Raw genomic sequence first — 26,143 nt, forward strand, 5'->3', positions numbered from 1 at the left:
GGACGGCCGGCACCCCGTCTTACGAGCGGCTGAGCCGGGCTGCCCAGTCGAGCTGTTCGGAGTGAAACGCTCGCCCTGCATAGTGGTGGTCCACGTTGTGGCCGCTGTCGTTGATCGTGTGTGCGGTCACCTGGGGCGCGGTGGTGAAGGCGGTGGTGAAAGCGGCGATGCTCTCCGGCGTCGAGTTCCACAGCCCCTCGTGTTCGGCGAGGCCGTAGTGGACAGGCACGTTCACGGCGGGCGCGAGACGGGCGAAGTCGCGGATTCAGCCTTCGATGACCTCGTACAGCTCGTCGACCGGGATCGGCGCGCAGGCGGGTTCGGCGGCTTTGAGCACGGCGGGGTCGTGGGTGCCTTCAGGGCCGTACATGAACCGCGCGCGGTCTTCGGATGTGAAGTCGATCGACGAGCCGTGAGGGATGGCCTGCCAGGCGTCGGTGACTGCGGCGGTCTTCCAGGCGATGTTGGCCGCGTCCCCGACGCACGTGTCGCAGCCGTGCCCACCCCACGGGGGATTCATGTGGGCGCTTTCGCCGACGAGGAGGACCCGGCCGTCCTGGAAGCGGTCGGCGATGAGCATGCGGGCGGTCCACGGGTCACACGCCGGCAGCTCATGGTCGGCGGGTTCGCCAATCGCTGACTGCCCACTGCCCGTCGGATGTCCTGAGCACGTTGGCGGGCTTCAGATCGCGGTGGAGGACTCCGGCGTCATGGACGTAAGGGAGGCCACTGCAGATCTGGCTCATTACCTCGACGATCTCGATCTCCTTGCCCTCGAACTCCGTGACACGATCATGGAGATTGCCCTGGGCAAGGGGCATGGCATACCGGATCTCATCGTGGTCTGACATGTCGCCGTGGGCGATGACGGGGATCATGTTCGGGTGCGACAGGCCGTTGAGGATCCGCAGTTCCCGCCGGAAGCGCTTTGCTGCGTCCCCGGCGAGCTTCTGGATGTCGCGCTGGATCTCGATGGCAACAGGCTGGTCCGTCTGGCGGTCCAGAGCACGATGGACATTTGCGAACCCCCCTGGCCGATCGGAGGTTTCTCGACCTGGGCGGACCGGCGACACCCATAGCGGCCAGCCGTCCGGGGCCGCGATGACCTGTACGTTCCCGCCGGGGCGCCGGTGTTTCCCGGACCACCACAGGTTCGCACCGTTGGGGCCAGCGGTGGCCACGCGATCGGTGCGGATCACCGTGCCGTCCAGGTTGAGGTGGGTGTATCCGGCCGCCGCCGCGCGTTCCAGTGCGGTGGACAGGTCGGGCGCGCTGGTCGGCGAGCACGGTCAGGCCGCCCTCGTGCAGGTAGCGGTAGGCGGCCGGGGCCGCGATGCCGTTGTCCCGGGCGAGTTGGACGAGCCGGGTGCCGTCGACGAATCAGCGCAACACCAGCACGGCCTGCTTGAAGACGCCCTGGGCGCGGGTGTTCTTGCGGGTGCCGATCCGCCTGCGGTGGTCGCGCAGTCGCATCGCGAGATGCTCGGCGGTCCCCCTGCGGACATCAAGCACAGCGGTGCAGGTGATACTGGACGGCACGTGAAGCCTCTCGGCCGGAACTTGATCTTCGCAGACTCGTTCCTACCAGGGGCTTCACGCATATCTGACGTCGGGTCACCAGCCGACACCTCGCACACACGGTCACGCACCGCAACCATCATGTCGCCGAGAAGACCTCAGTGCGGCGAACAGGTTCGTGGTGCCGTGCCGCACATAGTCGTGGGTGCGCTTCTCGATGGCGGCGAAGGCCACAGGCAGCACCGGCTGGGTCCGGTCCAGCGCCTGCACCTGCGTGTTTTCGTCGACCGACAGGACGACAGCGCCCCCGGGCGGGCCAGGTACAGCCCGACGATATCGGCGACCTTCTCCGCGAACGCAGGGCCTTTCGACAATTGAAGGTGCCCGACCGGTGCGGCTTCAGATTCTCCTCCCCCCAGATGCGGGCGACATAGTGGAAGGAGACCTTGATGCCCTCGCGCCGCTCCAGATGATCGGCCAGCGTGCGGGTCGACCAGTGCGAGAGGCCCGATTCCGGCGGCGGGCTCGTCCTGGTCAGTGCGATCACCCGGCCGCGGGTCCGCGGCGGTACCTGGTCTTTCCCGCCGCCGCGTTTCTTTTCCACCAGGCCCGCCAGGCCGTGCTCGGAGTACCGGGACTTGGTGCGGTCCACCGTCCGCGCGGACACCGGCCAGTTCGGCGATGTCCTTACGGCGGCGGCCCTCGTCGGCCCACAACACGATGCGGGCCCGAAGGGCCACGTCCGCCGTCACGTGCCGACCGGCCGCCAACATCCGCTATTTTGCGGCCTGTTCCGAAGAGAGGTACACGCACTGCCCAACGAGTCGCAGTGCGCCAGGTGACACAAACCGGATCATGAGACACTAGCGCGACACTTCGATCTCTCCAGAAGAGCATGCGATCCGCCATCGTATGGCGACAGCGTGATGCGGCAGCCGCGCATCGCATGCTTTGGCTGCAATCTTGCCTTACAGCCGAAGAATTCTTCACTTCTGCCGACGCCGGCGCGTCACTTCGCGGGCGCTTTGGCTTTTATTCCGAACAGTTTTTCTGCATTTCGGTACGCAATCTTTTCCTTGGCTTCGCGTGGCAGATCGACTCCGCGGAACCAGTCGGTCTGCTCCTTTATGTCCGCGAACGGGTAGTCGGTTGCGAACATCACTCGATCCACGCTTATGTACTTCAGCAGGAGATCGAGCAGTTCGGTCTGGGGGAATGCGCTGGTTGTGACCCAGAAGTTGTCCTGGAAGTATTGCCCGATGGGCTTCTCGAGCGAGTCTTTGGTCGGCTCGCCCATGTCATTGACGATCCGCTCGTAGTAAAAGGGAAGACCTTCGCCCATGTGGCCGATGATGATTTTCAGTTTGGGGAATCTGTCGAAAACCCCGTACGCGATCATCCGAACGCATTGGGTCAGCACCTCCTGGTGCCAGCCATATCCAGACCCACTGAAAATGTAGTCTTGGTACTCTTCCGTGTATTTAGACCGTGTGGTGCTGTAGTAGATCTTGAAGACCTCGTCAGCTGGATAGCCGGGATGCAGGTAGATCGGCACATCGAGAGCAACGGCACGTGCCAGCACAGGCTCGAAATCGGGATGATCGAGATACTTCTTCGCGATGTGTCCGTTGGTCAGTGCGCCCAAGAAGCCATCTTCCCGAACCGAGCGTTCCAGTTCGTCCGCCGCCGCCTCCGGGCTCTGCAAGGGCAAGGTGGCGAAAGCCTTGAAGCGGCCCGGATATTTGGCGATTGGCCCGTCTACAAGTTGCCGGTTAAGACGATAGGCAAGGTCGATGCCCCTTTGCCCAGGGACATTTTGTACGGAGGGTGTATGAGCAGAGAGGATTTGAACGTTGAGTCCCCCCGCATCCATATCGCCGATGCGGCGTTGGCCTAGATCCGAAAGACCAATTTCCTCAAGGAACGCTATGTGATCCTGATTGATGGAGTTCAGCTTCAACAACGTGGGAGTCGTAAAGGTCTCCTCCGTGCCGATGAAGGGCAGGTCCCGGTCTCGCAATGCAATGTCGGGAGTCTTGTCCGGAGTCTTGTTCTCGTCCGCTGCCGAAACGGCGGCATACGCGGACAAGCCGGCACCAGCGCCAAGTGCCGTGGAAGCGGCTAGAAAGCCGCGACGTCCCATAGACTTCATGTCAGTCTCTCTTCAGGTGTTTGTGTGGTGTGGTATCCGTACGGCATCCGTCTGCGAGATGCTTCAGTTCGACCCTTCGTCGTTACCAGGCGCGCCCAGGTGCCCACCCACGCCGCGTCCCCCCTTCGACCTCGGCGCCGGCCGCGCCGGTTCCGCCGAAACACTGCCGGCCGAGACCAGGGGTTTTCGCGTCCTGCTCGCGCACCGCGGCAGCGCCGCCCGGCGGCACCGCGTACACGATGGCGTGGTGTGCGATGGCGACGTTCTCCGGCGTGAACTGGGTCCCGGTCAGGAACGCCTCCTTGGTCAGGCCCGGATCGATCATCTGGCATCGGTGTTCGTCCGAGCCGCCGCCCTCCGGCGGCGCGGGCGTGTAGGCCTCGGCCGTCCTCAGGTCGAGGAACCGCTCGCCGGCGCGCAGCGGCTGCGGTGGAGCCGATGACCCGCCCGCGTGCGCGCTGTGCGGGCCGGCCGCGGCGGGCCCGCACTGTTGTCTGCGTGCGACCCGTCGGCGGCGACAGCGAACGCCGTCGCCGGCGCGCCATGGTGGCCGCCCCGAACCTCAACCGCCCAGGGCGGCGCTTTCCCTGACGGCGCTGCGTCGACTGCCATCACTGGCCTCCTGCATGTGGGTGCATCGCTTATCCGGATGCCTACTTCCTACCGAGCGAACCTGAGACGACTGTTAGAGCGGCGCTCAGGCCGGTTGGCCGAACCATGTGCCCAGCGCACGCACCAGCGTGGTGACGTCGAGGTCCTGCCCGGTAGGCAAGGCCCAGGCGACACAACCGTCGGGCCGGATCAGCAAGGCGTCGACGTCCACCCTGTCGGTGCGGGCGGTGACGGTGTTGACCCGTCCGGTCCACGCGGCCGCGGCGTCGCGGACCTCCGCGGGTCGACGAGGTCCAGCAGGAGCTCACGACCCTCACGCAGCAGGTCCGCCGACCGGGTCATCGCAGTGACGACGTCCGGGTCGGGCCGCTCCAGGTTCAGTTTCATGTCCGGGCACAGGGTGCCGACGAGCCGGTGGTCGTCGCCCAGGTCGTACCGGACGTCCATGCCGGCGAGCATGTCGGTGACGTACCGGTGGGTGTCGTCGAGGTCCATCAGGTCGGAGAACATCTCCCACAACGCCCTCGTCTGCGGATCGGGTCGCATCAGGGCGAGTTGGGCCCGGGTGTTCTGCAGCAGGCGTGTCGCGACCGGATGCCGTTCGGCGGTGTACGTGTCGAGGATGTCCTCGCCGACCCAGCCGTGTACCACGGCCGCGAGCTTCCTGCCGAGGTTCGCCGCGTCGGCGATACCGGCGTTGAGGCCCTGGCCGCCGACCGGCGCGTACACGGGGGCCGCGTCCCGGCCAGCAGGACCCGGTCGGCCCAGTACGCGAGCGCACCACGCAGCGCATCGACTCCACCCATGTCCTGGCCGCAGTGCGTGACCTGACCCGCCTGGAGCTGATCACCGAGGCGGTCCGCGCCGCACCGGAGGAAGTCGCCGGCATCGCCCCACACCTGCTGGACGAACTGGTCGACGAGGACTGGGCACGTCGCTACGGCCGTCCCGTCCGCCTGGGCAAGAACCCCACCCGGCCCAGGACCAGAACCCTCGCCACCGGAAACGACGCAATCGAGCGACTCAGCGGGCTACCGCCGACCGAACAGGCACCCCGTCCCCGCCGGCCGACCGCCCTCCAGGACTACCTCGATCAGCACAAGATCCCCCGGCCGACATCCTGGCGGACCCCCGGCACTTGACCTCTCGGCACTTGACCTCGACCACACCAAGATCCCCGACAGAGTCAATCTGTCGGGGCTGGTGGCGGCGTCCGGGCGCAGCCGGGCGCTGACGTCCACGGCCAGGACCAGCCGCCCGCCCGCGCACCGCGGTAGCGGCAGCCCTGTGAGGACGACACGGAGCCGTTCGACCTCGATCCAGCCCTTGTTCAGCGCGTCGTACGACGCGCCGTGCCCGCGCCGGTGCTCGGGCGGCAACGACAACCCGACCAGGGTTCGTACCGGCCCATCAGTACAGAGCACCGCGTCGGTGAGCTCGAACAGCGCGTCGACCCGCGCGGTCAGGCAGGCGTAGAAGTCGGTTCTGAGCTGAGTCTGGCTCCTGTCCATCGCCGACGGACTTTCGTGGGCGTGACTTCGGGCTCAGTCGCGACGGGCCTTGATTCTCGTGCGGGTGTCGAACGGCGCTCCGGAGAGAACTACCGGTAGCAGCTCTCTAACGTTCGTCTCAGGTGCGCTCGGTAGGAAGTAGGCATCCAGATAAGCGATGCAACCCGTATGTAGGAGGCTAGTGATGGCAGTCGACGCAGCGCCGACGGGGAAAGCGCCGCCCGGGCGGTTGAGGTTCGGGGCGGCCATCATGGCGCTGGCGACGGCGTTCGCTGTCGCCGCCTGCGGGTCGGACACCGACAACAACGCGGCGCCCGCCGCGCCCAGCTCGCACAGCGCGCACGCGGGCGGGTCATCGGCTCCACCGCAGCCGCTGCGCGCCGGCGAGCGGTTCGTCAAGCTGAAGATGGCCGAGGCCTACACGCCCGCGCCGCCGGAGGGCGCCATGGACGAGTACCGGTGCCAGGTGCTCGATCCGGGCCTGACCAAGGAGGCGTTCCTGACCGGGACCCAGGTCATTCCGGACAACGCCGCCATCGCGCACCACGGCATCGTGTACGCGGTGCCGCCGGGCGACGCTGCCGCGGTGCGCGAGCACGACGCGAAGACTCCCGGCCTCGGCTGGCAGTGTTTCGGCGGGACCGGCGTGAAGGGCACCGACGTGGAGGACGACGACGAGGGCGCCGACCCGGGCGCGGCGTGGGTGGACACCTGGGCGCCGGGCGCCACGGAGACGCTGCTCGACCAGGACGCCGGCTTCAAGCTGAAGCCGGGCAGCCTGATCATCTTCCAGATGCACTACAACCTGCTCGCGACCGACGGCAAGCCGGGCGGGTCGGACCGCTCGGCGGTGCGGCTGCGGCTGAAGGACGGCACGCCGCAGACCCGGGAACTCGAGACGTGGTCGCTCGATGCGCCGACCGACCTGCCCTGTGCCGCCGACGAGTCGGGTCCGCTCTGTGACCGAGCGGCCTCGATCGCGGACGTGACGAAGCGGTTCGGGCCGGAGGTCGGCGAATTCGCGGACGAGCAGGTGGAGGAGTGCAACGAGGGCGGCGTGCCGAAGCCCGGTGACACCCAGTCCTGCGACCACGAGGTGGAGGAGCCGGTGACGGTGTTCGCCGGTTTCGGCCACATGCACATGCTCGGGCGGTCCATGAAGGTCGAACTCAACCCGGGCACGCCGAAGGCCAAGGTCCTGCTGGACGTGCCGCAGTTCGACTTCGACAACCAGCGGATGGTGAAGCTGCCGTCGCCGGTGGAGGTCGGTCCGGGGGACACGCTGCGGGTGACGTGTACGCACGACGCGGGGCTGCGCAAACAGCTGCCGCATCTGAAGAAGCTGCCGCCGCGCTACGTGGTGTGGGGCGACGGCACCGGCGACGAGATGTGCATTGGCATCATGTCGGTCTCCCCCCGCAAGTCCTGACGAAGCGTCGAACGTGTGTGAGCTCACTGAGGTCAACAAGCCGAAAAACACCACTGTTTGCGCTCAGGAGGCATCGTCTTGCCAGCTCCAACACGCCGCACGGTTGTCTGCGGCCTGCTAGCCGGTCTGGTCGCACCGGTTTCCCTGGCCGCCTGCTCGTCCGAGACACCCGCCGCCAACCCGCCCGCCGGAGGATCCTCCGGCTCCGGTGGCACGCCGTTGGCCAAGCTGGCCGACGTCCCGGTCGGCAGCGGGGCGATCGTGGATGGACCGTCAGGCAAAGTCCTGATCGTCCGGCCATCGGAGAACGAGGTCAAAGGGCTCAACCCGCTCTGCCCGCACGCGGGCGTCACCGTTTCCCAACCGGCTGGCGGGACCATCACGTGCCCCGGCCACGGCAGCGTCTTCGACGCCGCGACCGGCGACCTGAAGAAAGGGCCGGCGACCACCGGCCTGATCCCGATCCCGGTGAAGATCAGCGGCGACTCAGTCGTGACCGCCTAGAAAGGTGTCGGCGGCCCGCCGGAAGTCGGCGGGCCGTTCGACCCAGGGATAGTGGCCGCACTGGTCGATCAGCACGACATCACCGTTCGGGAAAAGCCTCGCCAGCACCTTCACCGCAGCGAGCCTTCCGGCCAGATCTTCCGGTGGCTGCACGCTGAAAAACGCCTGCGCCGCGGCGAGGTCGAACTTCCCCAGTTGTGCGTGCTTCTGTTCGGCTGCCGTCCAGGCGGCGTACCCCCATCGGGGCGCACGCCTGCTGCCAGGCATTGAACGCTGTCTCGTCGGACAGATCGGCGCCGCCTTGGAACGCGGCAACAGCTTTGTCGAACACCGGGTCGCCACTTCGTTCACCGATGCGTTCCGCCGCGTCGGCGGGCTCGTCTACCAGATAGGTGGACGGCGGCGTGACGAGAAGGAGTCGGGCGACCCGCCCCGGATACTGTGCCGCGTAGCTGATCGCGAGCCTGGTGCCGGCATCATGGCCGATGATGGTCAACCGCTCCTGCCCCAGATGCTCGCGCAGCGACTCGACATCACGGGCTTGAGTCCAGTACGCGCCGCTTTCGGCTCGCTCCGGCTTTGGTGACTTGCCGACAGCTCTGAGCTCACACACGTCCGCACTGAACTCACACCCGTGCGGCGTCGTGGCAGTCGGACGGGCGGTGACGTGGGCGGCTGCAGGCGGACCCGGCAGCGGAGCGGTCGATCACGCCGAGCGGATCGGCCCGGAGCGGTGCGGCTGGGAACTACGGTCGCGCCCCCGACGGACGCGCGAGACGAAGCGCTAAATCGGCCGGGTGAGTCTCAGGTCGTAGGCGAGGATGACGGCCTGGATCCGGTCCCGTGCGCCGATCTTGGCGAGGACCCGCCCGACGTGGGTCTTCACCGTCGACTCCGACAGCGTGAACCGTTGCGCGATCTCGCCGTTGGTGAGGCCGTGGCCGATGGCGACGAGGATCTCGCGCTCGCGGCCGGTCAGGGAGTCCAGCCGGGGATCCTCCCGCACGGGCCCGCAGAGGTCATCGCCGAGCCGGTCGGCGAACGCGTCGAGCAGCCGCCGAGTCAGCGCCGGCGCGATCACCGCGTCCCCGGCGGCGACGGCCCGGATGCCGGCGAGCAGCTCCTCCGGGCGGATGTCCTTCAGCAGGAAACCGCTCGCCCCGGCCCGCAGCGCGGCGAGCGCGTACCGGTCCACGTCGAACGTCGTCAGCACCAGGATCCGCGAACGCCCACCGGCGGCGACGATGCGCCGGGTGGCCTCGATCCCGTCGACGCCCGGCATGGGGATGTCCATCAGCACCACGTCGGGATGCAGCTCGGTGGTCCACCGAACGGCCTCGGCGCCGTTCTCGGCCTCGCCGACGATCTCGGTGTCGGGGGTGCTCTCCAGCAGCATGCGAAACCCGAAGCGCTGCAGCGGCTGGGCGTCCACCACGAGCACAGAGTTCATGAATGGCTGCCTTCAGGGTCGCGTAGACGGTCCAGCCGCCGTCCGATGCGGGGCCGACGCTGACCGTGCCGCCGTAGAGCGCGGCGCGTTCGGCCGTGCCGGCGAGGCCGAGACCCGCGTCGCCCGGCGATGCCTACTTCCTACCGAGCGAACCTGAGACGACTGTTAAAACGGCGCTCAGGCCGGTTGGCCGCCGGCGCGGGTTCGTCGTCGGGCGGGCCGCTGTCGTGCACGACGATGTGGACCTGGCAGGAGTCGGCCGCCAGGCTCAGGTCGACGGTGGTGCGCGGGCCGGCGTGCTTGAGGGCGTTGGTCAGGGCCTCCTGCACGATGCGGAGGGCGGCCAGTTGCACGCCGAGGTCCAGCCGGTCGGGGCTGCCGGATCGCAATCATTGCAACAGCCGATTTCGCAGCGCTCGGATCTCGTGCTTCAGGGCGACGTTCGACTCCTTGCGGTGCTCGATGATCACGCTTGTCTCGATCGGGGCTGGGAGACACTTGCGCACGGAAGCAGCCGAGGCTCCTCGGAAATAGCTCTAGCCTCGGGCTTTCATGAGTGCCGGCAGACTGTCCAGCAGTCGATCACGCAAGCAGAAAGTTCCTCTGACCAGCGAGAATAAGGATTCTTGAGGCTCTTGTTCCAGACGGCCCGCAAGTCCGGTCTGGATACGGCGATATCGACGGCTCTGGCGCGCTGGCGCAAGCCGCGTGCGGTCCACGATCCGGGGAAGATGCTGCTGGACGTGGCCCTCGCGGTCGCGCTCGGCGGGGACTGCCTGGCCGATGTGGCGATGCTGCGGGCCGAGCCGGTCGTGTTCGCTTCCGACCCGACCGTCTCGCGCCTGATCGACGCACTCGCCGCAGGCGGTGCCCGATCTCTGGCGGCGATCCGTGCTGCCCGCACCGAAGTACGCACCCGTGTCTGGAAGTTGGCGGGCAAGGCGGCCCCGGACGCCGACGGGCAGGTGACCGTGGACCTGGACGGCGTACTCGTGCTGTCCCACTCTGAGAAGCAGGATGCGACGCCAACCTGGAAGAAGACCTTCGGCCACCATCCGCTCATCGGCTTCGTCGACCACGGTTCGGGCGGCTCCGGGGGAGCCGGTCGCCGCACTACTGCGGCCCGGCAACGCGGGCTCCAACACCGCCGCCGATCACATCGTCACCACCAGGCTCGCCCTGGCGCAGCTGCCGAAGACGTATCGGCGTGGACACCGAACGCTGATCCGCACCGATTCCGGCGGCGGCACCCACGAGTTCGTGGCCTGGCTCGCGCAGCGCGGCCGGTGGCTGTCTTACTCGGTCGGCATGACTATCACTGACGCCATCCACCAGGCCGCCCTCAAGGTCCCCGCCTCGGCCTGGACGCCGGCCGTCGAGCCCGGCGGCGACGTTCGCGACGGAGCCTGGGTCGCCGAACTCGACGGCGTCGTCCTCAAGGGTTGGCCGCGGAGGATGCGGCTGATCGCGCGCAAGGAACGACCGCACCCCGGCGCCCAGTTGCGCCTCACCGACGCCGACGGCCTGCGCCTCACCGCGTTCGCCACCAACACCACCAGTGTTCCGATCGCCGCCCTGGAACTGCGCCACCGCCAACGGGCAAGAGCCGAGGACCGCATCCGAAACGCCCGCGCCACCGGCCTGCGCAACCTGCCCCTCCACGACACCGCGCAGAACCAGATCTGGCTGGAGATCATCCAGATCGCCCTCGACCTGCTCGCTTGGATGCCCATGCTCGCCCTGAACGGCGCCGCCCGACTCTGGGAGCCCCGTCGCCTGCGGCTTCGCCTGTTCTCCGCCGCCGCCCAGCTCGTCACCACCGCCCGCAGACAGCACCTCAGAACGAGCAGCGATCCGGTGGAAGGGCCGAGGTGTTGACCCCTGTCGCGAAAAACGTGAACGCTCAGGGGGAGAATGTCCTCCTAGTGCTCAAACGAGTGCTATCTGAACACCGCTGTTCGAAGTGTTCACGCCGTGCACCAGCACCCACCAGGCCCCTCGGCCAACTGCCGCCTCCGCCGCTGCAGCACCCCATCCATGGACGTGGCATGGGATCCATTGTCGCTCCAGACAGGGTGCGCCGTTGAGGTCGATCCCAGCGATTGTCCTGGCGGATTCATCGTCGCCAATCCGGGTCATCCACCGCGTGACCGTCCGCCACCGGTGACGCGGTCCGGTGTCGATGCCGCCCCGGCGAGGGCGGTGCACTTCCGGACCACGCCGTCCTGCGATGAGGGCAGGAGCAAGCTCCTCAGTTCCAGCCGGGTTCGACGGGCACGCGGCAGCGCACCTGCTTCCCGATTGCCGACCGCCGGACGTGCCATCCCGGCGCGAGGAGGTCGACCAGCCCGAGCCCACGCCCGGTCTCCGCCTCCGCGCTGTCGAGCATCGTCGCTCGGCGCCTGGGCAGGGTGCCGGGGTCCGGGTCGTGGACGTTCACCGCGACGCCGTGCGACGTCACGTACACCTCGACCACGAGCGGCACGTAATCGCCGTACGCCCGTACCGAGTTGCCGACGAGTTCGGAGAGTACGAGCTGCGCGGAGTCGACGGTGTCGGACTCCACGCCCTGTGCCAGCAGTTCAGTACTCGTCAATTGCCGTACGGCGGAGAGGTTCTGGTGCGAGCCGCAAACGTGTGCGGCGAAGCCGTGGGGGCGGGAGCGGACGTAGAAGCCGGGGGTGGTTCGTCCATGGGGTGCGGTGGCCGTGGCGGCGTCGAGGAGCGTGATGAGGGGTGGGGTGGGTTGCATGGCGCGGCCTCCTTGGCGGGCGGTTGGAACTGCCCCAGCTTCAGCCACAGGCGATCCTTTCTCCCTGAGGTAGAAAACTTCCAACCCGAAGGAGTGAAGTTCTCGCGACGGTGTGCGATCTTCTCGCGAGCATTGCCAAACTCCGCGTATGCCCAACTCACCGCTCGTACCGACCGTTCGACGCCGCCGACTGGGCGCGAGCCTTCGGCGCCTTCGTAATGAAGCGGGGATGACGCTCGACGCCGCTGCCGGCGCCATGGGCTGGAGGGCACCGAAGCTCTCGAAGATCGAGGGCGCCACCCAGTCGATCAGACCCGCAGATGTGGGCTCCCTGCTGACGGTCTACGGCGTGGAAGACACCCGGGTGAGGGACGCTCTGGGCGCCCTGGCGCGAGACGCCGGGAAGAAGGGCTGGTGGCAGACGTACAGCGCGATCGTGTCTCCCACCTACGCCGATTACATCTCCCTGGAAACAGATGCCGAGACGATCTGCGCGTGGTCCCCGCTGGTTGTGCCGGGCCTGCTGCAGACAGCTGCCTACGCGCGCGAGACGATCGCCGGCGTGACGACGTCACGCACCCCCGAAGAGGTCACCGCCCTGGCGGAGGTACGGATGGCCCGGCAGTCCGTACTCTCCCGTCCGGGGACGGCTCCGGAACTGTGGGCCATCGTCCACGAGGCAGCGCTGCACCAGCGCTTCGCCGTGCGTCCCCCAACCATGCGTGAGCAACTCCGGCGGCTCCTCGACGTGTCGGAGATGCCGAACGTCACCGTTCAGTTGATGCCGCCGGACTCCACCGCGCACCCTGGTGTGGTGGGCGGCTTCACCCTGACCGGATTTCCCCAACCCATGCCGTCAGTAGTGCTCTTGGAAAACCTCAGCGGCGCGACGTACGTTGAGGGCGACGACGCGACGCCCTTCGCCAAGGCCTTCGAACGCATCCGTGCGACGGCGCTTCCCGTGGAGGACTCGCTCGCGAGGATCGCCGAGTTGGAAGAGGGCCACCGGAAGTGACCGATCCCAAAGCTGCGCTGTACGCATGCGACTTCACCAGGGCGATATGGCGGAAGGCATCCGCCAGCGGCGCGGAACACGACTGCGTCGAGGTCGCCGACAACATCCCCACCCTCGTCCCCGTCCGCGACAGCAAGCGCCCCACCGGCCCAGTGATCACCTTCACCGCCCGCGCCTGGCGCACCTTCATCTCCCACCTGGACTGAACGCGACGGCGCCCGGAGATCCAACGCGGGCAACCGCTCAGCTCGCCGTGCGGCGGATGCGTCCCGCGTAGTGCTTCTCCAGTTGCAGGTTGCTTTCGAAGCCGCCGGGGACGTTGGCCGAGACGTAGACCGGAGGGCGGCGGCCGGCGGTCAGGAGGAGTGAGGCGGCCTCGGCGACGGCCATCTGGACCAGCATCACTCCGGTGAGCGTGGAGAGGGCGCACACGGCGCCGCCGTCGGGGAGTTCGAGGAGGGCATCGCCGCGCGGGGCCGCGTTGTCGAGGACGACGTCGGCGAGGTCGGCGAGCTTCTTGCCGCTGGGGTGGGTGGCGGGGACGGCGCGGGTGTGGGCGACCGAGGTGACGGCCAGGACGCGGTGGCCCTGTTCCTTGGCGTGCAGGGCCATCTCCACGATCACGTTGTTCACGCCGGAGTTGGAGACGATGACGAAGAGGTCCTCGGGCCGTGGTGCGACCAGGTCGTAGATCCGCCGGGCGACACCGGACTTGCGCTCGAGGAGCGGGTCGTCGAGGACGCCGGGTTCCTCGCCGCCGTACAGGACGAGGTCGGCGATGCTGAGACGGTTCGTGGGTACCAGTCCGCCGGCGCGGCCCGCGACCTCCAGGACGATGGCCTGGGAGTGCCCGGTGCCGAACGCCTGGATGACGCCGTCCGCGCTGACGCAGTCGGCGATCAGCTCGGCGGCACGCCGCACTTCGCCCCGCGCGGACTCGGTGATGCGGTCAAGGACAGCCAGGCTTTCGCGGGCGAAACCGTCGGCGCTCACGGACTCGGCAGACACGGGGTACTCCCCACCGGTGGATTGAACCACCATCGCGTACATCTATGCGTGAATGAATAAATCATACGTCGCGATCGGCGAGCAAGGCGGGGCCCGTCGGGCCCCCTCCACAGTTGCCCCCGCACCCCGCCGGTCCTGAATTTCAAGTAGGGAGTTATACGGTGGCTGTTACATTCTCGACAGTCAGCATCAAGGAGATCGGATGCCCCCGACGGACGTCACCGCACTCATCCGCACCGAGCTGCCCCGGCTGGCCGGCTCCCTGCGGAAGGTGGGCGAGCTGATCCTGGAGGATCCGGCGAGCGTCACGCACGCCTCGGCCGCCGAGCTGGGCCGCAGGACCGGTACCTCCCAGGCGACGGTGACCCGTTTCTGCCGTGCGATCGGCCTCGACTCGTACCAGCATCTGCTGATCGAGCTGGCCCAGGAGCGCGGCCGCGGCGAGGTCTCCGACTGGGGGAGCGCCGAGATCGGCCCGGACATCTCCCCGGACGACGACCTCGAACGGGTCGTCCAGGTCGTCGGCAGTGCGGATTTGCGTGCGGTCCAGCAGACGATCGAGCGGATCGACCTCGACGCGATGGAGCGCGCGGCCCAGGCCGTCGCCCGCGCCCGGCGCATCGATGTCTACGGCGTCGGCGGCAGCGGCGCGGTGGCCCAGGAGACGGAGACCCGGCTGTTCCGCATCGGCTGTGCGGTGCGCGGCTGGACCGAGGTGCACGCCGCGGCCACCTCCGCCGCCCTGCTCACCCCGGCGGACGTCGCCATCGGCATCTCGCACTCGGGGGCCATCCGGGAGACCATCGAGCCGTTCGAGCTGGCCAAGGAGCGCGGCGCCACCACCGTGGCGATCACCTCAGACCCGCGCTCGCCGCTCGCCAGGGCCGCCGACATCCGGCTCATCTCCTCCACCTCGGAGACCAGCTTCCGCACCGGCAGCATCGGCGGCCGGCACTCGGTGCTCGTGCTCATCGACTGCCTGTACGTCCGGGTCGCCCAGCTCTCCTACCAGCGCGCGAGCGCGTCGCTGGCGCTGACCGACCACATCACGCCGCAGCATGCGGTGAAGTCGCGGCGCGCCCGCTGAGCGCTCGGCTGGGAGCGCAGCGATGAAGCTGCGGGCCGGTGGGGGCTGGTCGCGCAGTTCCCCGCGCCGCTTACGGGGCGCAGACCTGCACCGGAGGCTACGCAGGCGCCCTCTGCATGGATGAACCACCAACGACGCCAAGAAATGGTTGTTTGAACCATCCCTCCAGTGTCAGGATGTGGCTCCGCCGAGCATCCTCGTAGGAGCCCCCTGCCATGCGCGTGTCCTCTGTCGAGTCGACCGAGCTCTTCGTCGGAACCACCGAGCAGCCGCGCCAGGTGGTGGCCGTCGAGCTGAGCCACATCCCGGGCCGGACCGTCCGCCTCACTGTCGAGGGTCCCGGCGTGACTGGTGAGGCCCGGGCCGCGGCCGCCGAGGACGGCACCGTGCGCGCCGAGATACCCGTGGTCACCGGTCTCGCCGTCGGCGAGCGTCGCGAGATCACGGTGACCGCCGCCGACGGAGACCAACTCGCCCGCCACACCGGTGAGTTCACGGTCGCCGAGCCCGGCTGGACGATGTTCATGGTCAGCCACTTCCACTACGACCCCGTCTGGTGGAACACGCAGGCCGCGTACACCGAGACCTGGGACGTGGCCGACGACCCGGCGACGAGCGGGCTGCCGGCCCGCACCTTCGACTCGCGCGGGCAGTCCGGGATGAGCCTGGTGCGGGCCCACTGCGATCTGGCGCGCCGCGACCCGGCGTATACCTTCGTGCTCGCGGAGGTCGACTACCTCAAGCCGTACTGGGACGCCTTCCCGGAGGAGCGCGCCTTTCTGCGGCAGCTGATCCGCACCGGCCGCGTCGAGATCATGGGCGGTACGTACAACGAGCCCAACACCAATCTCACCGGCGCCGAGGCGACCGTACGCAACGCCGTGTACGGGGACGGCTTCCAGCGGGCCGTCATGGGTGCTTCGCCCGAGACCGCCTGGCAGTTGGACGCCTTCGGGCACGACCCCCAGTTCCCGGGGCTGATGGCGGACGCGGGGCTGAGCTCCAGCTCATGGGCGCGCGGGCCCTTCCACCAGTGGGGGCCGACGCTGTCCGTCTTCGGGGAGGAGCCGCGGGATCCGAACCGGATGCAGTTCCCGGCGGAGTTCTCGTGGATCGCTCCGTCGGGGCGCGGGCTGCTGACCGCGTACATGGTCAACCACTACGGCGCGGGCTGGGCGATCGACAACGCGCCGACGCTGCCCGAGGCGGAGGCGGCCGCGTACAAGCTGTTCAAGGGGCTCAAGCAGGTGGCGCTCACGCGCAACGTGCTGCTTCCGGTCGGCGGGGACTACGCGCCGCCGTGCCGCTGGGTCATGGACATCCACCGCGACTGGACCGACCGGTACGTGTGGCCGCGCTTCGTCAGCGCCGTGCCGCGCGACTTCTTCGCCGCCGTACGGGCGGAGTTGGCGGCCGAGGGGCGCAAGGCCTCGCCGCAGACGCGGGACATGAACCCCGTTTACACCGGCAAGGACGTCTCGTACATCGACACCAAGCAGGCTCAGCGGTACGGCGAGACGCTGCTCGCCGACGCGGAGGCGTGGGCGACGCTCGCCTCGCTGGTCACCGGGCATCCCTATCCGGACGCGGCCCTCGACAAGGGCTGGCGTCAGCTGATCTATGGCGCTCACCACGACGCCATCACCGGCTCCGAGTCCGACCAGGTCTACATCGACCTGCTGACCGGCTGGCGCGAGCTGTACGACCTGGCCGGGACGGTGCACGCCGACGCGACCGGCGCCCTGGCCCGGCAGGTGGCCCGACTGCCCGGCGGCGGCCCGGACCTGGTCGTCTGCAACTCCGCCACGTGGGAGCGGCGGAACGTGCTCACCGTGGCCGACCCGGGTCTCGTCCCGCTCGACGACACGGGTCTGCCGCTGCCCGCCGTACGCGAGGAGGACGGCCGACTGCGCGTGGTCGTACCGGAGGTTCCCGGTATGGGTCTGCGGGCGCTCCCGCTCGCCCAGGGCTCCGTACCCGAGTGGACGCCCGGCGAAGGCACCACGATCCGCAACGAGTTCTACGAGGTGACTGTCGATCCGGCGCGCGGCGGGGGCGTGAGCGGGTTGCGCGCGCTGGCGGAAGGCGGCCGGGAGCTGCTGCGCACGGGCGACATCGGCAACGAGCTGGTCGTGCAGGAGGAGTACCCGAGGCACCCGCGCTTCGGCGAGGGTCCCTGGCACCTCACCCCGACCGGAACCACCGCCGCCCGCAGCCGCGAGGTGACCGCGGACGTCCGGGTCGAGCACTCCCCCGCGGGCTCCCGTATCACCGTCACCGCCGACCTCGGTCTCTTCCGCTACACGCAGCGGCTGTGTCTGTGGAAGGGGGTCGCACGCCTCGACGCGTCCACCACCATCGACGGTTACGACGGGTCCGACCGGCTCATCCGGGTGCGGTGGCCGTCGGACGTGCGGGGCGGGCTGCCGGTGCACGAGGTGGCCGACGCGGTCATCGGGCGCGGCTTCGGGTTCGTCGACGTCGACAGTGAGCAGTTTCCCTGGACGCTGGACAATCCGGCGAACACCTGGTTCGGCCTCGGCTCCACCGCGCGGACCGAGCTCCGGGACGACGCGGGCACCCTCCTCGGGCAGCGGTCGATCGGTGTCGCCGAGCTGATCCACACCTCCTGGGACGAGGCCGGGGAACTGGGCGCCCCGCTCGCGGCGGCCCTCGTCCGCGCGGGTGTCACGGCGACCTCGACGATCGCCGACGGTCCCCGGTACGGCGACCTCGAAGTCGACTCCAACCTCCCGGACATCCGCATCGCCGTCGGCACCCCCGATCGCAACTCCGTGGTCGCCGAGGCGCTGAGCTGGGACCCGGCCGCCGGACGCGAGCTGCGGCGGCAGCTGGCCGAGCGGGGCGTGGCGGCGGTGTGGGTCGCGCCGCGGGCCGGGTTGCGCGAGGAGTGGGTGCCCGGGGCGGACCTCCGGGACCTGGAACGGCTGCCGCTGCTCGTGGTGGCGGGTGCCCGCCCCGAGGACGACGCCAAGGCGGTCGACACCCTGGTGGCCGACCTGGACGACGCGACGCTGCACGCCACGGCCGCGGGCGGCGGCGAGGCCCTGCCGCCGGGCGACGCGTGGGACGGCCGCAGCTTCGCCGTCCTCAACCGCGGTACGCCCGGCTGTGTCGTCACGGCCTCGGGCGACCTGTACATGTCCCTGATGCGCTCCTGCACCGGCTGGCCCTCGGGCATCTGGATCGACCCGCCCCGCCGCACCGCCCCCGACGGCTCGGCCTTCCAGCTCCAGCGCTGGTCCCACACCTTCGAGTACGCCGTACTGGGCGGCGAGGGCGACTGGCGCGACCTGCGTCTTCCGCAGGCGGGCCATGAGTTCAACCATCCGCTCACCGCGCGAGTACGCGACGGCGAGGCCGCGGACGACCGCGTACTGCCGAGGAGGACGGCCCTGCTGGGCCTCGAACCGGAGGGCCAGGTACTGCTCGACGCCCTCAAGCCGCTCGGCTCACCGCTGGCCCGTGGCAGCGTGGCGTCGGCCGACCCGGCGCGCGGGGTCGCGGTGCGGATGCACGAGGTGTCGGGCCGGCCGGTGCGGGCGCGGGTCCGTGGGCCGCTGCCATGGACGGCGGGCGCGCGTGCCGATGTCCTGGAGAACCCGGGAGAGCCACTGGCCCCGGAGGAGGGAGTCATCGGGGTCGGCCTGACCGGATTCGAGGTCGCCACGGTGCTGGCGACACCCGACAGCGGTACGGCCACTCCTTCCGGGTCCGGGATCGCCGCGTACGAGTCCGGGGTCGCCGCACACGAGCCCGCCCAACCCGTCCACACCCGCTACTGGCTGCACAACTCCGGCCCCGCGCCGCGCGGCAACATGCCCGTGACCGTGTATCTCTCGCCGAGCACGCTCACCGCCGCCGGCCCCGTCACCGCGACCGTCCGCGTCGCCTCGGAGCTCACCGACGCCCCGGTGTCGGGCACCGTGACCGTCCACGTGCCGCCCGGCTGGTCCGCCGGGCCCGCCGAGCTGCCGTACGCCCTCGGCCCCGGCGGATTCACGCTCGCCGAGGTCACCGTGACGCCCGCCCCCGATGCCGTACCCGGTCGCCACTGGCTCGCCGCGCGGCTGTCGTACGGCGGTCAGACGTACGAGGATGTCGTGGCCCTCGACGTGCCGGGCGCGGTCCCGGAGGGCGAGCCGGACGGACGTACCGGCCCGACTCTGGTGTCCCGGCTGGGAGTTGAGCGGGTCGGCGTGCGCAGGGATGAGCGGGTCCGGGTTCCGGTGACCGTGCACAACACCACGCGCGGGCCGATCAACGGCACGCTGTGGGCCGTGTCCTCCTGGGGCACCTGGCCGGGGGTGAGCCCGGGCTGCCAGGGGTTCACGGTGGCGCCCGGGGAACGGCTGGAGTGCGCGATCGAGGTGGACGGCTGTGCGGTGCCGCAGGGCTCGTACTGGCTGATGGCGAAGATCGCCTGGCACGGCCATGTCGCTTACACGGAGGCCGTTCCGCTGGAGGTGACGCCGTGACACATGTGCACCCACCCGACGATGCCGCCGCCCTGGTGCACGGCGAACCCCTCGCCAGGGAACGGGTGGACGCGCTGCTGAAAGCCATGCCTCCGCGTGACCGCGAGCCAGGTCCGGAGTCAGTGACCGGAGCAGACGAAGCCCCGTGCGGCACCGCGCCCCTTAAGGGGCGCGGGGAACTGCGCGACCAGCCACGGACGGCCCGCAGTTCTCGTACCGCGCTCCCCGCAGAGCGCTTGGCGCGCGCAGAGCGGCAGCGCCGCCGGTGGGCGACCCAGGTCGTGGTCGCCGACGAGCTCGCCCGCCACGCCTGCGCCGAGCGCGGGCTGAAGCCCTCCGAAGAGGCCACGCCGTCACAGGTGCTCGCCGTGGACGAGGCGGATGTCGCCGATCTCGGGAGCATCGTCGCGGTCGTACTCGCCTACTCCCCCGCCGCACGCACCCTGTTCGCCCGTCTCGCGGACGAGCAGGACCTCCCCGAAGCGGCGGTGTGGGACTACTACGACCGCAACCGGGACCGCTTCCTCACCCACGAGGCTCTGCGGCGAGGCGTGGATCCCTTCGGCGGGGCGGCAGCGGAGGACTTCCTGCCGTACGCGGACGTATGGGAGGGCATCGCCCACGGGCTGCGGCAGGCGGCGGGCCGCCGCGCCTTCTTCGGCTGGCTCGACCGGGCACGCGCAGGGGTGGTGTACGCCGTCGGTCACGAGCACCCCGGCGATCCCTCGCACCCGGACCACGAGCACCGGCATTGACCGAGGCCGACCCGAGGCCGGCCGTCACCGACCGGCACCGACCCGGAGCCGGAACCCAAAAGCAACACGGCACCCCATTGACCTCCGATGAATTTTGGTCCACCTTTTCATCAATCGGAGTCCAAGTTGGTGATTTGAACCAGCAGTCGCTGGTCCCAGGAGGGCAAGCATGCGTGCAAGAAGACTCACCAGATCCCTGACCTGTCTCGTCGCCCTGTCGTTGACGGCCGCCGGCTGTGGTCTGTCGGGCGGCTCGGGCGGCGGCGACGGGGACGCCACCGTGGGCAACTGCAAGGTCGACAAGGGCAACATCGGCTCCGGCAAGCTCTCCGGCGACGTCAAGGGCAAGATCACCTTCCAGACCACCAACCTGAAGAAAGACTTCGGCGATTTCTTCAACGGAGTGATCAAGGACTTCGAGAAGGCCAACCCCGGCACCTCGGTCAAGTGGATCGACGACCCCGGCGACGCGACGTTCACCCAGCGGAACGTCGCCGACGCCCAGGCCTGCACCCTGCCGGACGTGCTCAACCTCAACGCCGAGACCGCGACCGCCCTCACCAAGCACGGCTACCTGCTCAACCTGGGCGTCAAGGACCCCTCCTCCGGCAAGCCCTTCGTCCCGGCGTTCTGGAAGTCCAGCACCATGAAGGACTCCAAGGGCGCGTCGGTGCACACCGTCTTCCCCTGGTACACCGGCGGCGTCCTGCTGACGTACAACACCGAGATGCTGGAGAAGGCCGGGATCGACCCCGCGAAGCCGCCGACGACCATGTTCGGGCTGTTCGCCGACTACGAGAAGATCGCCAAATCGGCCAAGGGCAAGTACTACGCGACGATGGCCAACCCGATCTGGCGGATCCCGGCCGACTGGGACCAGATGGACATCAAGACGCTGTCCGCCGACGGCAAGTCCGCCACCTTCGCGGACGACCCGAGGACCACCGAGTGGGTCGCCTGGATGGCGAAGCTGTACAAGGAAGGCGCCATGCCGAAGGACTCGCTGTCCTCCAGCAACGACCCCTCCACGCCGTACAGCCAGGGCCAGGTCGCGTACGGTTCGACGAACCCGAGCTTCGTGCGCTTCGTGCAGCAGAACAGCCCGTCGGTCTACGCCAAGACCGGCGTCGGCCAGCAGCCCTTCGACGCGCTCGGCCACACCACCGGTGCCCCGCAGTACATCGCGGCCGCCTCGACCAGCAAGAACGCCCCCACGGCGCTCGCGTTCGCCAAGTTCCTCACCAACGCCGAGAACCAGACGGCCTGGTGCAAGGACCCGAAGGTCGTGATCTTCCCGACGACCTCGGAATCGCTGGACGACCCGTTCTTCCAGAACGCCACGGGTGACGACCCGTTCTCGCAGGCCCGCAAGCTCGTCGCCGAGCAGCTCAAGACGGCCACCGCCTACCAGACCGTCATCTCCCCGGCGGTGCAGAAGGCCATCGTGTCCCAGGTGCAGCTGGCCATGCAGGGCAAGAAGAGCCCCGAGCAGGCGGTGAAGGACGCCCAGGAGAAGGCGAACGAACTGCTGAAGCAGGGCGGCTGACGGTGGTGACCGACACCGCGAAACCGGTGTCCGTGCCCGGTACGGAGCGCACAGCCTCCGTGCCGGGCACGGCCCCGTCCCGCATACGCCGACTGGGCCGGGCCCTGCGGCCTGGCCCCGTTCCCGGCGCCAACGGCGCGGCGCTGTACCGCCGTTGGTGGCAGCCCTGGCTGTGGGCGGCGCCCGCCATCTTCTGCGCGGCGGTCTTCGGCGTGTTCCCGTTCCTCAACACCCTCCTGCTGTCGTTCACCGACGCCAAGCCGCTCGGCGGCGCCGCGAACTTCGTCGGGTGGTCCAACTACACGCGGATGCTGGACGACTCCGACTTCTGGCTGGCGACCCGCAACAGCCTGCTGTACGCGCTGATCGTGGTGCCGCTGATGGTGCTGCTGCCGCTGCTGCTGGCCGTCCTGGTGGAGAAGAACCTGCCCGGCATCGGGTTCTTCCGGTCGGCCTTCTACACACCGGTACTCGCCTCCAGTGTGGTCGTGGGTCTGAGCTGGCAGTGGCTGCTGGCCGACGAGGGGCTGATCAACACCTCACTGGAGAAGGCCCATCTGATCAAGGACGCCATTCCGTTCCTGTCCGACTCGTGGCTGATCCTGTTCTCCGCGATGGGCCTGACGTTGTGGAAGGGGCTCGGCTGGTACATGATCTTCTACCTGGCCGCGCTGGGGAACGTGCCCCGGGAGCTGCACGAGGCGGCGTCCATGGACGGCGCCGGTGCGATCCGGCGCTTCTGGCACATCACCGTGCCGGGCGTGCGGCAGGCCATGATGCTGGTCGGCACACTCACCGGCATCGGCTCGCTGCGGGTGTTCACCGAGATCTACATGCTCGGCAGCTCCACCGGTGGCCCCGGCGGCGCCGACCGCACCCTGCCCTTCTACATCCGCGACGTCGGCCTGGACCCGTTGACCGGCAACGCCGGCTACGGATCGGCGGTCAGCGTGGCGCTGTTCCTGCTGACGCTGGGGCTGACCCTGCTGGCCCAGCGCCTGACGAAGGAGGACGAGTCATGACGAGCCTCACCACCGCCGAGGCACCCCGGACTCCCCAGACCCCCGGCACTCGTCGCCCGCGCCGCCCGCGACTCCCGCGACTCCCTCGCTGGCGCGACTACGGCCGCCCCCGGGAACTGATCGTCCGCTACCTGCTGCTGCTCTTCGTGCTCGCCATCACCGTCGGGCCGCTGATCTGGCAGCTCCTGGCGTCGCTGAAGAGCACCGGCGAGGACGTGTTCGGGGCGAACGCCACGCTGCTGCCGCACGACCCGACCCTGCGGGCCTACCGGCAGGTCTTCGAGCAGGTACCGGTGGCCACGTACATCAGGAACAGCATGATCGTGGTCGTCCTGTCCGTCGGCAGCCAGCTGCTGTTCTCCACCACGGCCGGCTACATGCTCTCCAAGCCCGGCTGGAAGGGCCGCAAGACGGTCTGGGTGCTGCTGGCCGCCTCCATGATGTTCCCCTTCGAGTCGATCATGGTGTCGCTGTTCCTGAGCATCCGTGACCTCGGCCTGGTCGACAGCCTGGTGGGCGTCTGGCTGCCCGGGTTCGTCGGTGCCATCAACGTCCTGCTGATGCGTGCCGCGTTCATGGCGGTGCCGCGCGAGATCGAGGACGCGGCGATGATCGACGGTGCGGGCGAGTGGCAGCGCTTTAGGCACCTCTACCTGCCGTCCGCGTGGGGCGCGATCCTGGTGGTCGTCATCAACACCTTCATCGCCGCCTGGGACGACTTCCTCTGGCCGCTGATCGTGCTGCGCTCCGAGAGCAGCATGACGCTGACGCTGGGTCTTTCGCGGCTGCAGAGCTCGTCGTTCGGCTACGACCAGCGGGTGGTCATGGCGGGAGCGGTGATCTCCGTCATCCCGGTGCTGGTGCTGTTCGTCATCACACAGCGGTGGTTCTACAAGGGTGTCTCGTCGGGGGCCGTGAAGCTCTGATCCCCGTCTGTCCGCAGCACGACGGGTACGGCGGTGAGCGCGGCCTTCGCCGACTCGGCGACCCGGATCTCCAGCGTACCGGGAAGTACGGATGTCTCCCGTGTCTCCAAGTCGGCGCCGACCTGGGCCAGTTGGTCGGCGCCGAGGGAGAAGGCGACCGTGCGGCGCTCGCCCGGCGCGAGACCGGCTCCCTGGAACGCGCGCAGTTCGAGGGTGCGCGGCCAGACGGGCGTGAGCAGACGGCGGATGTAGAGCTGGACGACGGTACGGCCGTACCGCTCCCCCGTGTTGGTGACGTCGACCTCGACCGTGTCCTGTGACAGGCGCGGCGGGCCGTACTCGAAGGTCGTGTACGACAGCCCGTGCCCGAAGGAGTAGAGCGGCTCGGCGCTTTCGTCCGCGTAGGACCCGTACTCGGTGTCCTTGTGGTTGTAGTAGACGGGCAGTTGGCCCGCCGACCGGGGGACGGAGACGGGAAGCCTGCCGACCGGTTCCGCGTGCCCGAACAGCACCTCGGCGATCGCGTCGCCGCCCCACGGGCCCGGGTACCAGGCGGTCAGCAGCGCCGCCGCGAGGTCCGCCGCCTCCGGGACGGCGTGCGGGCGGCCCTGCACCAGGACCACCACGACGGGGGTGCCCGTCGCCGAGACGGCCCGCAGCAGCTCGTACTGCGCCTCGCCGAGCCGCAATCCGGCGAGGTCGACTCCCTCGCCGCAGGTCATCTCGGAGACCGTCCTGAGCGCGGCTCCGTTGGCGGCGAAACCGGTCTCCGGGGTACGGGCGCTGCTGCCGCCGAGCACGAGCACGGCCAGGTCGGCGGCGTCGGCCAGGGCCACGGCCTCGGGGATGCCGGAGGTGTCGCCGCCGGTGAGGGCACAGCCGCGCGCGTGGCTGATCTCCACTTCCGGTGGGGCGAGCCGTCGCATCCCGTCCAGCACGCTTGCGCCGGTGCCGGGGCGTTGTGGGGCCGTGTAGTCGCCGAGTTGATGCGCGGTGGTGGCGGCGTGCGGGCCCAGGACGGCGATACGGGATGTCGTCGGCGGGATGGGGAGGACACCGCCGTCGTTGTGGAGGAGGGTGACCGCGGCTCGGGCGAGGGCGGTGCTCAGGTCGCGGCCGGGGGCTGCGGGAGGGGTTGCCAACTGGTCTGCAGCATACGGCCGTTCGAACAGGCCGAGGCGGAACTTGAGGCGGAGGACGCGGGCGACCGCGGCGTCGAGGGTGTCCTCGCGTACGAGGCCTCGCTCCACCGCCTCCTCCAGGTGCGTGAAGCCCTCGTCCCACAGGCTCAGGTCCACGCCCGAGTTCAGGGCGAGGGCGCCCGCCGAGACCGGGTCGCCGGTGATCCGGGCCAGCCGGTCCACCGCCAGGCCGTCCGCCATGACCAGCCCCTCGAATCCCCAGCGGCGGCGCAGCAGTCCGTCGAGCAGGGCGCGGTTGCCGGAGCAGGGGATGCCGTCGACCTCGTTGTACGCGGCCATGACGGCGGCGGCCCCGGCACGGACGCCGGCGCGGGCGGCGGGGAGGTGGATCTCGTGGAGTTCGCGCGGGCCGAGCTCCGACTCCGCGGAGTTGCGGCCGCCGACGGTGGCGCCCTGGCCGGCGAAGTGCTTCAGCACGACGGGGGCCTTGTCGGGGGCGAAGAGATCGCCGGGGTTCCCCTGCATGCCGCGTACGAGCGCCTCGGTGAGACGCGACGCGAGGTACGGGTCCTCGCCGAAGCACTCCTCCGTACGGCCCCAGCGGGGGTCGCGGGCGATGTCCAGTGCGGAGACGAGCGCCACGTGGGCGCCGCGGGAACGGAGTTCGGCCGCGGCGTGGGCGGCGGCCTGCTCGTACAGCTCGGGGTCCCAGGTGGCGCCGACGGCCAGGTTCACCGGGAGGACCGTGCCGTCCAGGGCCATGTGGCCGTGGGGTACCTCCTCGACGAACAGGGCGGGTATGCCGAGCCGGCTTTGTTCTATGACGTGGCGCTGCACTTGGTCGGCGAGCGCGGCGCTGTCCGCCGCGCCGGCTCCCGTGGTGTGATCCACGCCCGACCACGCGTCGGCTCGCAGTAGTCCGTAGAGGGCGCCGAGACCGCCGAAGCGGGTGGTCTCGGCGCGTAGCGCCGCGGTCAGTTCGAACCCTGACGGGGTGCGCCGGTAGGCGTCCCAGCCGTACATCCGCTGGTTGAGCTGTCCGGCCTTCTCTCGCAGCGTCATTCTGCTGAGCAGGTCGCGGGTGCGCTCTTCTATGGGGGCGGTGGGATTGCGGTAGAGCATGGGGGTGGTCGCTTCTTCGCTGTCGGGTGCGGGTTGGTTGGTGGCTGGTCGCGCAGTTCCCCGCGCCCCTTGGGTGGGTGGTGGGTGCGGGGG

24 protein-coding genes and 5 pseudogenes are annotated in these 26,143 nt (G+C 69.3%); 12 read left to right on the top strand and 17 right to left on the bottom strand.

What is annotated here, in order from left to right; all coding sequences use genetic code 11:
• Window positions 1-19: 19 nt before the first annotated feature.
• The 10 genes and pseudogenes from G5C60_RS22660 to G5C60_RS22690 all read right to left on the bottom strand — a co-directional run bounded on the left by G5C60_RS22660 (window position 20) and on the right by G5C60_RS22690 (window position 5,011).
• Complete coding sequence (locus G5C60_RS22660) at window positions 20-235, bottom strand: hypothetical protein (RefSeq protein WP_165262170.1); 216 nt, start codon at window positions 233-235, stop codon at window positions 20-22.
• Window positions 236-265: 30 nt separating this feature from the next.
• A complete protein-coding gene (locus tag G5C60_RS22665) occupies window positions 266-580 on the bottom strand; it encodes an FAD-dependent monooxygenase (protein ID WP_165262172.1) in 315 nt (104 codons plus the stop codon).
• A gap of 31 nt (window positions 581-611) precedes the next feature.
• On the bottom strand, window positions 612-1,073 hold the full coding sequence (locus G5C60_RS52245; protein WP_338145896.1) for a protein kinase domain-containing protein: 462 nt from the start codon (window positions 1,071-1,073) through the stop codon (window positions 612-614).
• Window positions 1,047-1,539, bottom strand: a pseudogene (locus G5C60_RS22670) (transposase family protein); the annotation flags it as partial. The gene G5C60_RS52245 and the pseudogene G5C60_RS22670, both read right to left, overlap by 27 nt.
• A gap of 102 nt (window positions 1,540-1,641) precedes the next feature.
• Window positions 1,642-1,788, bottom strand: a complete 147-nt coding sequence (locus G5C60_RS54225; protein ID WP_420907399.1) for a hypothetical protein — start codon at window positions 1,786-1,788, stop codon at window positions 1,642-1,644.
• Between the two features lie 157 nt (window positions 1,789-1,945).
• Window positions 1,946-2,185 (bottom strand): annotated as a pseudogene (locus G5C60_RS54230) (helix-turn-helix domain-containing protein); the annotation flags it as partial.
• A gap of 342 nt (window positions 2,186-2,527) precedes the next feature.
• Window positions 2,528-3,670: an amidohydrolase family protein gene (locus G5C60_RS22680; protein WP_206439864.1), complete on the bottom strand. Its 1,143-nt coding sequence runs from the start codon at window positions 3,668-3,670 to the stop codon at window positions 2,528-2,530.
• Window positions 3,671-3,752: 82 nt separating this feature from the next.
• Window positions 3,753-3,995, bottom strand: a complete 243-nt coding sequence (locus G5C60_RS22685) for a hypothetical protein (RefSeq protein WP_165262174.1) — start codon at window positions 3,993-3,995, stop codon at window positions 3,753-3,755.
• A 372-nt stretch (window positions 3,996-4,367) separates the two neighbouring features.
• Window positions 4,368-4,502 (bottom strand): annotated as a pseudogene (locus tag G5C60_RS54235) (aromatic-ring hydroxylase C-terminal domain-containing protein); the annotation flags it as partial.
• Window positions 4,472-5,011: an FAD-dependent monooxygenase gene (locus G5C60_RS22690; protein ID WP_206439865.1), complete on the bottom strand. Its 540-nt coding sequence runs from the start codon at window positions 5,009-5,011 to the stop codon at window positions 4,472-4,474. The pseudogene G5C60_RS54235 and the gene G5C60_RS22690, both read right to left, overlap by 31 nt.
• A gap of 89 nt (window positions 5,012-5,100) precedes the next feature.
• Here G5C60_RS22690 and G5C60_RS52255 point away from each other — a divergent pair, with 89 nt between their 5' ends.
• The gene (locus tag G5C60_RS52255; protein ID WP_241266991.1) at window positions 5,101-5,424 is read left to right on the top strand and encodes a transposase; all 324 of its coding nucleotides are present in this window, start codon (window positions 5,101-5,103) and stop codon (window positions 5,422-5,424) included.
• A gap of 45 nt (window positions 5,425-5,469) precedes the next feature.
• Here G5C60_RS52255 and G5C60_RS22700 read toward each other — a convergent pair.
• Window positions 5,470-5,793: pseudogene (locus G5C60_RS22700) on the bottom strand (transposase); the annotation flags it as partial.
• A 184-nt stretch (window positions 5,794-5,977) separates the two neighbouring features.
• Here G5C60_RS22700 and G5C60_RS22705 point away from each other — a divergent pair.
• Complete coding sequence (locus G5C60_RS22705; protein ID WP_206439866.1) at window positions 5,978-7,222, top strand: monooxygenase; 1,245 nt, start codon at window positions 5,978-5,980, stop codon at window positions 7,220-7,222.
• 78 nt (window positions 7,223-7,300) lie between these two features.
• On the top strand, window positions 7,301-7,726 hold the full coding sequence (locus G5C60_RS22710) for a Rieske (2Fe-2S) protein (RefSeq protein WP_206439867.1): 426 nt from the start codon (window positions 7,301-7,303) through the stop codon (window positions 7,724-7,726).
• A 79-nt stretch (window positions 7,727-7,805) separates the two neighbouring features.
• Here the strand turns inward: G5C60_RS22710 and G5C60_RS22715 are convergent, their stop codons facing one another.
• The 3 genes from G5C60_RS22715 to G5C60_RS22725 all read right to left on the bottom strand — a co-directional run bounded on the left by G5C60_RS22715 (window position 7,806) and on the right by G5C60_RS22725 (window position 9,565).
• Window positions 7,806-8,339, bottom strand: coding sequence for an alpha/beta fold hydrolase (locus G5C60_RS22715; RefSeq protein WP_165262176.1), 534 nt, complete (start codon window positions 8,337-8,339; stop codon window positions 7,806-7,808).
• 171 nt (window positions 8,340-8,510) lie between these two features.
• Window positions 8,511-9,176, bottom strand: coding sequence for a response regulator (locus G5C60_RS22720; RefSeq protein WP_165262178.1), 666 nt, complete (start codon window positions 9,174-9,176; stop codon window positions 8,511-8,513).
• A gap of 140 nt (window positions 9,177-9,316) precedes the next feature.
• Complete coding sequence (locus G5C60_RS22725) at window positions 9,317-9,565, bottom strand: ATP-binding protein (protein WP_241266982.1); 249 nt, start codon at window positions 9,563-9,565, stop codon at window positions 9,317-9,319.
• Between the two features lie 243 nt (window positions 9,566-9,808).
• Between G5C60_RS22725 and G5C60_RS22730 the strand changes: the two are divergent.
• Window positions 9,809-11,018, top strand: a pseudogene (locus G5C60_RS22730) (IS1380 family transposase); the annotation flags it as partial.
• A gap of 409 nt (window positions 11,019-11,427) precedes the next feature.
• Here G5C60_RS22730 and G5C60_RS22735 read toward each other — a convergent pair.
• Window positions 11,428-11,928: an ATP-binding protein gene (locus G5C60_RS22735; RefSeq protein ID WP_206439868.1), complete on the bottom strand. Its 501-nt coding sequence runs from the start codon at window positions 11,926-11,928 to the stop codon at window positions 11,428-11,430.
• 148 nt (window positions 11,929-12,076) lie between these two features.
• Here G5C60_RS22735 and G5C60_RS22740 point away from each other — a divergent pair, with 148 nt between their 5' ends.
• Both G5C60_RS22740 and G5C60_RS22745 read left to right on the top strand, forming a co-directional pair.
• Window positions 12,077-12,943 carry a helix-turn-helix domain-containing protein gene (locus G5C60_RS22740; RefSeq protein WP_165262180.1) on the top strand — a complete coding sequence of 289 codons (867 nt, stop codon included), beginning with the start codon at window positions 12,077-12,079 and terminating at the stop codon, window positions 12,941-12,943.
• Complete coding sequence (locus G5C60_RS22745; protein ID WP_338145894.1) at window positions 12,940-13,149, top strand: DUF397 domain-containing protein; 210 nt, start codon at window positions 12,940-12,942, stop codon at window positions 13,147-13,149. The genes G5C60_RS22740 and G5C60_RS22745 overlap by 4 nt, the downstream gene beginning before the upstream one ends.
• 37 nt (window positions 13,150-13,186) lie before the next feature.
• On the opposite strand, the gene G5C60_RS22750 is transcribed toward G5C60_RS22745, so the two are convergent.
• A complete protein-coding gene (locus G5C60_RS22750; protein ID WP_165262182.1) occupies window positions 13,187-13,951 on the bottom strand; it encodes a sugar isomerase domain-containing protein in 765 nt (254 codons plus the stop codon).
• A gap of 202 nt (window positions 13,952-14,153) precedes the next feature.
• Between G5C60_RS22750 and G5C60_RS22755 the strand changes: the two genes are divergently transcribed.
• From G5C60_RS22755 to G5C60_RS22780, 6 genes are all read left to right on the top strand, one after another.
• A complete protein-coding gene (locus G5C60_RS22755) occupies window positions 14,154-15,038 on the top strand; it encodes a MurR/RpiR family transcriptional regulator (protein ID WP_165262184.1) in 885 nt (294 codons plus the stop codon).
• A gap of 215 nt (window positions 15,039-15,253) precedes the next feature.
• On the top strand, window positions 15,254-19,537 hold the full coding sequence (locus G5C60_RS22760; protein ID WP_165262186.1) for a glycoside hydrolase family 38 N-terminal domain-containing protein: 4,284 nt from the start codon (window positions 15,254-15,256) through the stop codon (window positions 19,535-19,537).
• On the top strand, window positions 19,534-20,292 hold the full coding sequence (locus G5C60_RS51200; protein WP_338145895.1) for a peptidyl-prolyl cis-trans isomerase: 759 nt from the start codon (window positions 19,534-19,536) through the stop codon (window positions 20,290-20,292). Before G5C60_RS22760 ends, G5C60_RS51200 begins: the two co-directional genes overlap by 4 nt.
• 169 nt (window positions 20,293-20,461) lie before the next feature.
• The gene (locus G5C60_RS22770) at window positions 20,462-21,838 is read left to right on the top strand and encodes an extracellular solute-binding protein (RefSeq protein WP_165262188.1); all 1,377 of its coding nucleotides are present in this window, start codon (window positions 20,462-20,464) and stop codon (window positions 21,836-21,838) included.
• A gap of 2 nt (window positions 21,839-21,840) precedes the next feature.
• Window positions 21,841-22,860 (top strand): carbohydrate ABC transporter permease, encoded by a 1,020-nt coding sequence (locus G5C60_RS22775; RefSeq protein WP_165262190.1) that lies wholly within the window; start codon window positions 21,841-21,843, stop codon window positions 22,858-22,860.
• Window positions 22,857-23,786, top strand: coding sequence for a carbohydrate ABC transporter permease (locus G5C60_RS22780; RefSeq protein WP_165262192.1), 930 nt, complete (start codon window positions 22,857-22,859; stop codon window positions 23,784-23,786). The genes G5C60_RS22775 and G5C60_RS22780 overlap by 4 nt, the downstream gene beginning before the upstream one ends.
• Here G5C60_RS22780 and G5C60_RS22785 read toward each other — a convergent pair.
• Complete coding sequence (locus G5C60_RS22785) at window positions 23,750-26,050, bottom strand: glycoside hydrolase family 3 N-terminal domain-containing protein (RefSeq protein ID WP_165262194.1); 2,301 nt, start codon at window positions 26,048-26,050, stop codon at window positions 23,750-23,752. The two genes, G5C60_RS22780 and G5C60_RS22785, sit on opposite strands and share 37 nt — an antisense overlap.
• Between the last annotated feature and the right edge of the window lie 93 nt (window positions 26,051-26,143).

Origin of the sequence: Streptomyces scabichelini (genome assembly GCF_011045015.1) — a bacterium.
Lineage (GTDB): Bacteria > Actinomycetota > Actinomycetes > Streptomycetales > Streptomycetaceae > Streptomyces > Streptomyces scabichelini.

What these genes read in the sequence shown, in the direction of transcription:
- G5C60_RS22705 (WP_206439866.1), top strand. Translation starts at nt 5,978, where the DNA reads ATGGCAGTCGACGCAGCGCCGACGGGGAAAGCGCCGCCCGGGCGGTTG.
- G5C60_RS22665 (WP_165262172.1), bottom strand. Translation starts at nt 580, where the DNA reads ATGCTCATCGCCGACCGCTTCCAGGACGGCCGGGTCCTCCTCGTCGGC.
- G5C60_RS22680 (WP_206439864.1), bottom strand. Translation starts at nt 3,670, where the DNA reads ATGAAGTCTATGGGACGTCGCGGCTTTCTAGCCGCTTCCACGGCACTT.
- G5C60_RS22740 (WP_165262180.1), top strand. Translation starts at nt 12,077, where the DNA reads ATGCCCAACTCACCGCTCGTACCGACCGTTCGACGCCGCCGACTGGGC.
- G5C60_RS22685 (WP_165262174.1), bottom strand. Translation starts at nt 3,995, where the DNA reads ATGATCGATCCGGGCCTGACCAAGGAGGCGTTCCTGACCGGGACCCAG.
- G5C60_RS22785 (WP_165262194.1), bottom strand. Translation starts at nt 26,050, where the DNA reads ATGCTCTACCGCAATCCCACCGCCCCCATAGAAGAGCGCACCCGCGAC.
- G5C60_RS22720 (WP_165262178.1), bottom strand. Translation starts at nt 9,176, where the DNA reads ATGAACTCTGTGCTCGTGGTGGACGCCCAGCCGCTGCAGCGCTTCGGG.
- G5C60_RS22760 (WP_165262186.1), top strand. Translation starts at nt 15,254, where the DNA reads ATGCGCGTGTCCTCTGTCGAGTCGACCGAGCTCTTCGTCGGAACCACC.
- G5C60_RS22735 (WP_206439868.1), bottom strand. Translation starts at nt 11,928, where the DNA reads ATGCAACCCACCCCACCCCTCATCACGCTCCTCGACGCCGCCACGGCC.
- G5C60_RS22755 (WP_165262184.1), top strand. Translation starts at nt 14,154, where the DNA reads ATGCCCCCGACGGACGTCACCGCACTCATCCGCACCGAGCTGCCCCGG.
- G5C60_RS22770 (WP_165262188.1), top strand. Translation starts at nt 20,462, where the DNA reads ATGCGTGCAAGAAGACTCACCAGATCCCTGACCTGTCTCGTCGCCCTG.
- G5C60_RS22780 (WP_165262192.1), top strand. Translation starts at nt 22,857, where the DNA reads ATGACGAGCCTCACCACCGCCGAGGCACCCCGGACTCCCCAGACCCCC.